The organism is Streptomyces viridosporus, from assembly GCF_002078235.1.
In the GTDB taxonomy this organism is placed as follows: Bacteria; Actinomycetota; Actinomycetes; order Streptomycetales; family Streptomycetaceae; genus Streptomyces; species Streptomyces viridosporus.
On the sequence record NZ_MSGP01000482.1, the window covers coordinates 1 to 9,620 of the forward strand.

At 72.3% G+C, this 9,620-nt stretch carries 9 protein-coding genes, 1 tRNA gene and 3 pseudogenes; 5 read left to right on the plus strand and 8 right to left on the minus strand.

The window, feature by feature from the left end:
* A pseudogene (locus B7L92_RS29815) lies at window positions 1-374 on the plus strand (SPFH domain-containing protein); the annotation flags it as partial.
* A 121-nt stretch (window positions 375-495) separates the two neighbouring features.
* Window positions 496-1,101, plus strand: a complete 606-nt coding sequence (locus B7L92_RS29820; RefSeq protein ID WP_081240468.1) for a lytic polysaccharide monooxygenase auxiliary activity family 9 protein — start codon at window positions 496-498, stop codon at window positions 1,099-1,101.
* Between the two features lie 78 nt (window positions 1,102-1,179).
* Here the strand turns inward: B7L92_RS29820 and B7L92_RS29825 are convergent.
* The 6 genes from B7L92_RS29825 to ehuB all read right to left on the minus strand — a co-directional run bounded on the left by B7L92_RS29825 (window position 1,180) and on the right by ehuB (window position 5,355).
* Window positions 1,180-1,253 (minus strand) — tRNA-Lys (locus B7L92_RS29825).
* 95 nt (window positions 1,254-1,348) lie between these two features.
* On the minus strand, window positions 1,349-2,107 hold the full coding sequence (locus B7L92_RS29830) for an IclR family transcriptional regulator (protein ID WP_081240469.1): 759 nt from the start codon (window positions 2,105-2,107) through the stop codon (window positions 1,349-1,351).
* Between the two features lie 192 nt (window positions 2,108-2,299).
* Complete coding sequence (gene ehuA, locus B7L92_RS29835; protein ID WP_081240470.1) at window positions 2,300-3,091, minus strand: ectoine/hydroxyectoine ABC transporter ATP-binding protein EhuA; 792 nt, start codon at window positions 3,089-3,091, stop codon at window positions 2,300-2,302.
* Window positions 3,081-3,731 (minus strand): ectoine/hydroxyectoine ABC transporter permease subunit EhuD, encoded by a 651-nt coding sequence (gene ehuD / locus B7L92_RS29840; protein WP_081240471.1) that lies wholly within the window; start codon window positions 3,729-3,731, stop codon window positions 3,081-3,083. The genes ehuA and ehuD overlap by 11 nt, the downstream gene beginning before the upstream one ends.
* The gene (gene ehuC / locus B7L92_RS29845; RefSeq protein ID WP_081240472.1) at window positions 3,728-4,444 is read right to left on the minus strand and encodes an ectoine/hydroxyectoine ABC transporter permease subunit EhuC; all 717 of its coding nucleotides are present in this window, start codon (window positions 4,442-4,444) and stop codon (window positions 3,728-3,730) included. The genes ehuD and ehuC overlap by 4 nt, the downstream gene beginning before the upstream one ends.
* Window positions 4,441-5,355: an ectoine/hydroxyectoine ABC transporter substrate-binding protein EhuB gene (gene ehuB, locus B7L92_RS29850; protein WP_081240473.1), complete on the minus strand. Its 915-nt coding sequence runs from the start codon at window positions 5,353-5,355 to the stop codon at window positions 4,441-4,443. The genes ehuC and ehuB overlap by 4 nt, the downstream gene beginning before the upstream one ends.
* A gap of 22 nt (window positions 5,356-5,377) precedes the next feature.
* On the opposite strand from ehuB, the pseudogene B7L92_RS43975 reads away from it, so the two are divergent.
* Window positions 5,378-5,647: pseudogene (locus tag B7L92_RS43975) on the plus strand (DUF3830 family protein); the annotation flags it as partial.
* A gap of 172 nt (window positions 5,648-5,819) precedes the next feature.
* Here B7L92_RS43975 and B7L92_RS29860 read toward each other — a convergent pair.
* Both B7L92_RS29860 and B7L92_RS29865 read right to left on the minus strand, forming a co-directional pair.
* Window positions 5,820-7,223, minus strand: a complete 1,404-nt coding sequence (locus B7L92_RS29860; protein WP_081240474.1) for an amidase — start codon at window positions 7,221-7,223, stop codon at window positions 5,820-5,822.
* 17 nt (window positions 7,224-7,240) lie between these two features.
* A complete protein-coding gene (locus B7L92_RS29865) occupies window positions 7,241-8,188 on the minus strand; it encodes a D-2-hydroxyacid dehydrogenase (protein WP_081240475.1) in 948 nt (315 codons plus the stop codon).
* A 279-nt stretch (window positions 8,189-8,467) separates the two neighbouring features.
* Between B7L92_RS29865 and B7L92_RS44045 the strand changes: the two are divergent.
* Both B7L92_RS44045 and B7L92_RS29875 read left to right on the plus strand, forming a co-directional pair.
* A pseudogene (locus tag B7L92_RS44045) lies at window positions 8,468-8,791 on the plus strand (decarboxylase); the annotation flags it as partial.
* Complete coding sequence (locus B7L92_RS29875) at window positions 8,788-9,534, plus strand: maleate cis-trans isomerase family protein (RefSeq protein WP_081240477.1); 747 nt, start codon at window positions 8,788-8,790, stop codon at window positions 9,532-9,534. The pseudogene B7L92_RS44045 and the gene B7L92_RS29875, both read left to right, overlap by 4 nt.
* Window positions 9,535-9,620 lie beyond the last annotated feature (86 nt).

Genomic DNA, 9,620 nt, shown 5'->3' on the forward strand with positions numbered 1-9,620 from the left:
CGCGCCCTGCCCCGCGCCGGGTGCCGGTGGCGGCGCCCGGCGCGGGGCAGGGCGCGGCGGACGTGACGGAGGACGCGCTGACCCGGCTGGTGGCTCAGGACACCGCGCCGGTGGGACTCGAGGTGTTCGCGGTGCGGCCGGTCCGGGTGGAGTACGCGCCCGAGGTGGCCGCCGCGATGCACCGGCGCCGGATCGCCGCGCTGGACGCCCAGCACCGGGCGAGCATGCTGACCTCGGTCGTGGATTCGGTGGAGGACACGGTGACCCGGCTGACCATGCGGGGGCTGGTGGAGCTGGACGACTACGAACGCAAGGTGCTGGTGAAGGACCTGACGGTGGCGTTCTGCGCGGGACGGGGGGAGACGGGGCCGTGAACGGCCGGGGAACGGACCCCGTGATTGGTATGGACATGCTCAGCTCACGACCCTACTCTGTGACTTGGTCTAGACCTACCTGCACGCCTCACCTTCCCCCACGTCCTCCAGGAGCGGCAGCATGCGCACACGGACCAAGCTGTACGCAGCCGCGGTGGGACTGGCCACGACCGGAGCGCTCGTGCTCTCCTCCGGTGGTGCCAGCGGCCACGGCTACACCGATCTGCCGGTCAGTCGGCAGAAGCTCTGCCAGAACGGCTCAGTGAGCAACTGCGGCGCCATCCAGTGGGAGCCGCAGAGCGTCGAGGGGCCGAAGGGCTTCCCCGCCTCCGGACCCGCCGACGGACAGCTCTGTTCGGCCAACAACACGCGGTTCGCCCAGCTCGACAACCCGACCACGCCCTCGGGTGGGGCCTGGCCCACCACCCGGGTGAGCGGCGGTCAGAGCTACACCTTCCGGTGGCAGTTCACGGCCAGGCACGCCACCACCGACTTCAGGTACTACGTCACCAAGCCGGGCTGGAACCAGAACCACAAGCTGTCCCGGTCCGACCTCAACCTCACCCCGTTCCTGACGGTGCCCTACAACGGCCAGCAGCCGCCGCAGACGCTCTCGCACAGCGGCCGACTGCCGTCCGGGCTGAGCGGGCACCACGTCATCCTCGCGGTGTGGACGGTCCACGACACGGGCAACGCGTTCTACGCCTGCTCGGACGTCACGTTCTAAGAGGAGCCTCCGGCGCCGGTGCGGGCGCCGGAGGGCAACGCACAAGGGCCTCTCGCTCCCACGAGAGGCCCTTCGGTGTGCGCCGCCAGGGACTCGAACCCCGGACCCGCTGATTAAGAGTCAGCTGCTCTAACCAACTGAGCTAGCGGCGCATGACTCCCGCCGTCCGCTTCTCGCGGTCGGCGACGGAGTAAATAATACCCGGCTCCGGGGGTGCTCCCGACCACGCCGCCACGGGCGGGTCCCGCTAGATCGCCAGCGAGAGCAGCACCGGGGCCGCGTTGCGGTTGAGGGTGTCCGCGGCCTGGCGCAGCCGGTGGGCGTGCTGGACCGGCAGGGACAGGGCCAGGCAGCCCACCGAGGAGCCGGCCGTGATCGGGACGGCCGCGCAGACCGTGCCGACCGCGTACTCCTGGAGGTCCAGGACCGGGACGGTGGGCGGCTGCGCCTCCAGCCGGGAGAGCAGCAGCTTGTCGCTGGTGATGGTGCGCGAGGTGAGCCGGGCCATCCGGTACCGGGCGAGGTGGTCGCGGCGGCCGTCGTGGTCGAGCTGGGTGAGCAGGCTCTTGCCGAGCGCGGTGGCGTGCGCCGAGCAGCGGAAGTCCACCCACTCGTTCACCTTCGGGGTGGCCGGGCCGTCGGCGTACTGCGTGACCTTGACCTCGCCGTCCACGTACCGGCTCATGTAGACGGCGGCGCCCACGGAGTCGCGCAGCCGGTCCAGGGTGTGCTGGAGCGTGTCGCGCAGGGCCTCCTCGTGTCCCTGGGCCGAGCCGAGGCGGGCGAAGGCCGGCCCGGTGACGTACGTGCCGTCGGCGGTCTGCGCGACGTAGGCCTCGCGGCGCAGCATCCGCAGGAGCGCGGTCAACCGCTCCGTGCCGAGGCCGGTCTCGCGGGCGAGTTCGGTGTCGGTGACTCCTGTGGTGCGCCGCGCCACCGTCTCCAGGACGCGCAGGGCGTCCTGGACCGAGTGGTGCGGGGCGGTCGGCTCGTGCTTCAGCGCCACGGTTCCCCCTGTGCGCTCTCGGGGCCGCAATCCGGTCAGCGAATCCCCTCCACGATAGCCGTCAAACGGCTTCACGGAAGCGGGGGTTGACAAGAATGCGGCCCTCCCAACTGCGCGGCAGAACCCCTGGCATATGCCAGGGGTATGCGCCAGAGCGGAGCCCCGGGACGTCGGCCCGGGTACGCCCCGTGGTCACAGGACCGCGCTGAGGAACTCCCGGGTCCGGTCGTGCTCCGGCTCGCTGAAGATCTTCTCCGGCGCGCCCGCCTCGATGATCCGGCCCGAGTCGAACATCAGCACCTGGTCCGAGATGTCCCGGGCGAAGTTCATCTCGTGGGTCACGCAGAGCATGGTGATGTCGGTGGAGCGGGCGATGTCCCGCAGCACGTCCAGGACGCCCGCGACCAGCTCCGGGTCCAGCGCCGAGGTCACCTCGTCCAGCAGCAGCACCTGCGGCCGCATCGCCAGCGCCCGCGCGATCGCCACCCGCTGCTGCTGGCCGCCGGAGAGCTGGGCGGGGTGCTTGTCCAGGTGGTCGGTCAGGCCGACCATCTCCAGCAGCTCCCGCGCCCGCTCCTCGGCCTCGTCCTTGGATAGGCCGAGCACGGTGACCGGGGCCTCGGTGATGTTCCTGAGCACCGTCATGTTCGGGAACAGGTTGAACTGCTGGAACACCATCCCGATCTTCTTGCGGATCTCGCGGACCTGCTTCTCGGGCGCGGGGAACAGCTGCTCCCCGTCGACGGTGACGGTGCCCTCGTCCGGCTTCAGCAGCGTCATCAGCAGCCGCAGGATCGTGGTCTTGCCCGACCCGGACGGACCGATCAGGGTGACGTGCTTGCCGGCGTCCACGGAGAAGTCCAGGTGGTCCAGGACCGTGTGGTCCCCGAACCGCTTGGTGACCTGCTCCAGACGGATCAGCTCGCCGGTGCTCCGCGGGCTGTCGGGCTTCTTCTCGAACGGGGTGCGGGTGTCAGTGGACAAGGCGTCGCTCCAGGGCTCGCAGGGCAAGGGAGGCCAGGTAGGAGATGACGATGAAGGCCACGCCGATCACCGTCAGGGGCTCGGTGAACTGGAAGTTCTGCTGGGAGAACAGCCGCGCCTCGCCGAGCATCTCCAGCACGGTGATCGCCATCAGCAGGGGCGTGTCCTTCAGCATCGAGATGACGTAGTTGCCGAGCGCGGGCACCACCCTGCGCACGGCCTGCGGCAGGATCACCACGGTCCACGTCCGGCGCGGCGGCAGGTTCAGCGCCGTCGCCGCCTCCCACTGGCCCACCGGCACGGCCTCGATGCCGGCCCGGTAGACCTGCATCGTGTACGTCGAGTAGTGCAGCCCGATGGCGAAGACGCCGGTGGTCAGCGCCGAGAAGGTGATCCCCCACTCGGGCAGCACGTAGAACAGGAAGAACAGCTGCACCAGCAGCGGGGTGTTGCGGACGAACTCCGTCACCGCCCCGACCGGCCAGGTCACCCAGCGCGTCGGCACCCGCATCAGCAGCGCCCACACCAGACCCAGCACGAACGAGATCAGCGAGCCGAGGACCAGGATCTGCAGGGTGACCAGCAGACCGTCCCAGAAGTACGGCAGGAAATCGACGACCGCGCTCCAGTCCCACTTCATCGGACCGCACCTCCCACGCCGCTGGCCTCGGGCCGCTTCGGCTCCACGTCGGCCCCACGGGCCGGCGCCTTGCCGGCCCCGGCCTTCAGCTTCTTCTCCAGGCCGCGCATCAGACGGGTCAGCAGGAAGGCGATCACGAAGTAGATCAGCAGGATGTAGGTGTAGATCTCCGCGCTCTCCTGCAGCGCGAGACGCACCAGGTTGCCGCTGAACGCCAGGTCGCCCATGCCCATGATCGACACCAGGGCGGTGCCCTTGAGCAGCTCGACCAGCAGGTTGGAGAACGGCGGGATCATCTCCGGCACCGCCTGCGGCAGCAGGATCAGCCTCATCCGCTGCCAGGGCGTGAAGCTCAGCGCGATACCGCCCTCGCGCTGGGCCGGGTCGACCGCGGCGAGCGCGCCGCGCACGATCTCCGAGCCGTACGCCCCGTAGGTCAGACCGAGCGCCAGCGTGCCCGCCCACAGCGGCACCAGCTGCCAGCCGAAGGCCGGGGGCAGCACGAAGAACACCCAGAAGATCATCACCAGGGCCGAGGTCCCGCGGAACACCTCGGTGTAGAAGCCCGCGAGGAAGCGGACGATCCACAGCCGATGGGTGCGCGCGACACCGACCACGAAGGACACCGCCGTCGCCAGCAGCGAGCTGAGGACGAGCAGCTGGATCGTGACCCAGACGCCTTCGAGTACGAGTTCCCAGAGTCCCGAGGTCATCCGCCGCACAGCTCCTTCGCGGTCAGATCCGTCATCTCGTCCTCGGTGAACCCGAACGGCTTGAGGATGCGCAGCAGTTCGCCGCTCTCCTTGAGCTTCCGCAGTTCGACGTTGAAGGCGTCCCGCAGCTTCGTCTCGGTGGGCCGGAAGGCGAAGCCGCCGCCGTCGACGTGCGGTTCACCGCCGACGATCGGCCGGAACGGCTCCGTGACCTCGGCCTTGCTCGACTTCTTCACCACCTCGCGGGTGGTGAGCGCGGTGCCGGCGAAGACGTCCACGCGCCCGGCCTCCACCGCGTTCAGCCCGGCGACCTGGTCGGGGACGATCAGGATGTCGCTCTCCGGGTACCCGGCCTCGACCGCGTACGCGATCTCCGCGTACCCGGTGCCGGTGGCGAACTTCGCCTTCTTCTCGACGACGTCCTGATAGCTGTGCAGCCCCTTCGGGTTGCCCTTGCGCACGATGAACGAGTCGAGCATCTGGTAGTCGGGGTCGGAGAAGATGACCTGCTCGCAGCGGTCGGGGTTGATGTACATCCCCGCGGCCACGACGTCGAACTGCTGGGAGTTCAGCCCCGGAATCAGCGAGCCGAACTCGGTCGGCACGGGCTGGACCCGGTCCACGCCCAGCCGTTTGAAGATGACCCTGGCCAGCTCCGGTGCCTCGCCGGTGAGTTCACCGTCCTTGTTGATGTAGCCGAAGGGTATTTCCCCGGCGATGCCCAGGCGGACGACGCCCGTCGCCCTGAGGCGATCCAGCAGGTCACCGCCGTTCGTACTCGCCTCGGTGGGGACGCGGGAACAGCCCGCGGCACCCAGTGCGCCGAGCGCCGCGACCCCCGCGAGCAGCGACCGGCGTGAGGGCCCGGAGGGTTTCCGGTGTCGTCTGAATGGGTGCAGTGGTGGAGCCATGGCGGCGCGGCTACCCGATGCGATGCGGGTTATTCCGGCCAGTTCCGGCCCCGTTCGGCGGCCGGGCCGTCTTGACCGGCGCGGGACCACGGGACGCGCGGCTGACCGCTGCCGCGGGAATGCGCTGGTCAGACGCGATGCCGTCTGCACGGCCCGGCTGCTCGACGACCGGGCGCCCGGCACCCGCGCCGCCGTCTGGAATTCCCTCCCGCCGACCGGTGACGCATATCACGCCAAACAGGTGCGCAACGATATCCACGCCCTTTTCCCGCCTTTCGCGGAATCCGAGCCACCGCCGGAGAATCCGACCGTCACCGCCCTTCCGGGGGATCTCCGCTCTTTCTCCCGCGCGGGCACCGCACCGGGCCCCCTCTCCCGTCCGGGGACAGGCGGGGGAGGGGCCGGCGCCTGCAACGACCTGTGGCGCACCGGCGCGGCGGGGAGACGCCCGGCTTCCGGCGGGCCTAACCCCCGGTCGCCACCCCGGCCTCGTACAGCGCGTGGGCCGCGCGCAGCACCAGGGTGTCCCGGTGGCGGGCGGCCACGAGCTGGAGGCCGATCGGCAGCCCGTCGGCGTCGGTGCCGACGGGGACGGTCGCGGCGGGCTGCTGGGTCATGTTGAAGGGGTAGGTGAACGGGGTCCAGCCCGTCCAGCGGTGGTGACCCGACCCCTTCGGCACCTCCGCGCCCGCCTCGAACGCCGTGATCGGGAGGGTGGGGGTGACCAGCAGGTCGTAGCGGTCGTGGAAACGGCCCATGCGGTGCCCCAGGTCCGTGCGGACGTCCACCGCGGCCAGGTAGTCCAGCGCCGAGCACCGGGCTCCGGCGGCGCAGATCTCCCGCAACCCGGGGTCGAGCCCTTCCCGCTGCTTCCGGGAGAGGCGCTGGACCGCGCGGGCGGCCCCGGTGAACCACAGGGTGTGGAAGGCGTCCACCGGCTCGGTGAGATCGGGGTCGGTCTCCTCCACGTACGCGCCGAGCCCGGCCAGCCGCTCCACCGCCCGCCGGACCGCCGCCGCGACCGCCGGCCGCACCGCCACCTGCCCGCCCAGCGACGGCGAGTACGCCACCCGCAGCCCGTGCACCCCGTCCGCCAGCCCCGCCGCGAAGGACTCCGGCGCCGGTCCGAGCGCCGACCAGTCGCGGGAGTCGGGCACGGCGATCACGTCCATCAGCAGCGCCGCGTCCGCCGCGTCCCGGGTCATCGGGCCGACGTGCGCCAGCGTCCCGAAGGGGCTCGCCGGGTGGAGCGGCACCCGCCCGTACGTCGGCTTCAGCGCGAAGATCCCGCAGAACGCCGCCGGTATGCGGACGCTGCCGCCGCCGTCCGTCCCCAGCGCCAGCGGTCCCGCGCCCCGCGCCACGGCCGCCGCCGCGCCCCCGCTGGAGCCGCCGGCGGTGCGTGTCGGATCGTGTGGGTTGCGGGTGACGCCGCTGAGCGGGGAGTCCGTCACGCCCTTCCAGCCGAACTCGGGGGTCGTCGTCTTGCCGAGGAACACGGCGCCGTGCTCCCGCAGCCGGGCCACCGCGGGGGCGTCCTCGTCCCAGCGGCCGCCCGCCGGGTCGATCGCCCGTGATCCGCGCAGGGTGGGGGCGCCGCGCAGCAGCAGGAGGTCCTTCACCGTGACCGGCACCCCGTCCAGCAGCCCGCACGGCTCCCCGCGCCGCCACCGCCGCTCGGACGCCCGGGCCCGCTCCAGCGCGTCCTCGGTGAACAGGCGGACGAACGCGTTCAGCTCCGGCTGGATCTCCTCGGCCCGCCGCAGCGCCGCGCGGGTGACGTCCACCGGGCTGAACCCGCCCCTGCGGTAGCCGTCAAGGAGCCGTACGGCGCTCAGTGCGGTGAGGTCATCGGCGAGCTCGGTCATCCACCCTCCCGGGGGCGTCAGGGGCCGGGTACGTACCCGCGTTGCTTGTCGACCACGTTCACCAGCGGCCTGCCCGCCGCCCACAGGTCGTACAACTCCACGAACTGGGCGGCGAGCTCGTCCCGCCAGCCCGCCGTGTCCCCGCTCATGTGCGGCGACACGACCAGCCCCGGCACCCGCCACAGCGGGTTGTCGGGGGCGAGCGGCTCGGACGCGAACACGTCCAGCGCCGCGCCCGCGATCCAGCGCCGCCGCAGTGCCTCGGCGAGCGCCTCCTCGACGACCAGCTGCCCGCGGCCGACGTTGACGAAGTGGGCGGAGGGCTGCATCACGCCGAAGCGGCGGGCGTCGAACATGCCCCGCGTCCGGTCGGTGAGGGGCGCGGCGGCGATCACCCAGTCCGCGCCGGCGATCAGCCGGTCCAGGTCGTCCGGGCCGTGCACGCCGGCGCGCGGGGCGCGGCCGACCAGGGCGGTGGTGACGCCGAGCGCCGTGAGCGTGCCGGCGATCGCCCGGCCGATCGGCCCGGAGCCGACCACGACGGCCCGCGTTCCGGCCACCCTGCGCGTCTCCCGGTGCCGCCAGGTCCGCTCCCGCTGGAACTCCAGCGTCCGCGGCAGGTCCTTGGCGAAGGCGAGGACGAGGGCCGCGACGTACTCGGCGATCGGCCGGTCGAAGATGCCGCGCGCGTTGGTGACCACCGTGTCGGAGGCGGCCAGTTCCGGACCGAGCAGATGGTCCACGCCGGCGCTCGCCGTGTGCACCCAGCGCGGACGGGGGCCCTCGCCGGGCCACGCCTCGCGGACCGCGTGGGAGGTGAAGTCCCACACCAGCAGCACGTCCGCGTGCGGAAGGCGCTCGGCGAGCGTCGAGGCGTCGGCGTGCTCGATCCGGACCCGGCCGGTGAGCCGGCCGAGACGGGGGAGCGGATCGGCGCCCAGGACGAGCAGCGTGGGAGTGGTCATGGGCCGCCGTTCCTCCGGGATGGCCGGGAGTCTCCGTGGGTCCGGGATGCTCCGGGATGCGCGGATTGACCACGCTCGCACCCGAACCCACCGTCGTCAACACGGTCGTTCCCGCGGTCCGTCGCGTGCTCGTCCCGCCCCCCGCGTGAGGCCGGTGCCGACAGGGACGTCTCCCTTCCCGGCGGACCGGGTCCGCGGCGCGGGGTCGGTGGCGTCGCCCACGCCTGCGCGTCGGGCGGCTTCGTCGGCGGCGTCGTGGGCGCGTGCGACGTGCGAGGCGAGGTCACCCGCCGGGAGGCGGTGGACGGGGCCCGGCGGGCGGCGGTGCGCGGTCGGCACGGCGCGGCGGACGCGCTGTCCCCGTCGTGCACCCACCCGCCGGCCTGCGACCTGATCCCGCGGCCGGAGGCAGAATTTCGCATACCGCTCATCTCGGCCAACCAGGTGACCGGGTGGGCGGCATTGCGCCGATTGGGTACCCGAGCGGTGGGACCGTATCAGGCGCTGGTCGACGTGACGGCGCGCTCCGGGACCGCGCTGCCGGGCCAGGTGCCCGGCGCCGTGGGACCGGAGAAGGAGAAGCAGCAGGAAGGCTGGTCATGACCGCACTGGGATTCCTCTACCCGGGCCACTCCGCAGAGGACGACTATCCGCGCATCGAGCAGCTGCTGGGCAGCGACATCCGGGTGGACCTGGTGCACACCGACATCGGCGTGGACGCGCACCGGGCGGGCGCGCTGCGGACGGACGCGCTGCGGGAGATGGGCTCGCCCGAGCGGCTGGCGGCCGGGCTGCGGGACCTGCGGCTCTCGGGTGCCGAGGCCGTGGTGTGGGCCTGCACCAGCGGCAGCTTCGTGCACGGCTGGGAGGGCGCCCACGAGCAGGTGCGCTCCCTGGCCCGGGCGGCGGGGATGCCCGCGTCGTCCACGTCCTTCGCCTTCGTGCACGCGCTGCAGGAGATCGAGGTGCGGCGGGTCGCCGTCGGGGCCACCTACCCGGACGATGTGACCGCGCTCTTCGTCGACTTCCTGCGGGCCGGCGGGGCGGAGGTGACCGGGGCGCACAGCTCCGGGACCGCCACGGCGGCGGAGGTCGGCGCCTGGGGCGAGGCCGAGCTGTTCGCCCTGGCTCGCGGGGCCGACACCCCGGACGCCCAGGCGCTGCTCCTGCCGGACACGGCCCTGCACACGATCGCCCACATCCCGGCCCTGGAGAAGGAGCTGGGCAAGCCGGTCCTCACCGCCAACCAGGTCACGGTCTGGGAGGGGCTGCGCCTGGCCGACCGCCGGGTGAACGCCCCGGAACTGGGCGCGCTGTTCACCAGGGAGCCGGTCGTGCAGGTGTGAGTACGCCGCGGGGGCGCGGCGCGAGCGGAATAAGCGGGGGTCGTCCCCTGTTGCCAGCCGGAGGAGAGTGCGCGGACGGCGCGCCG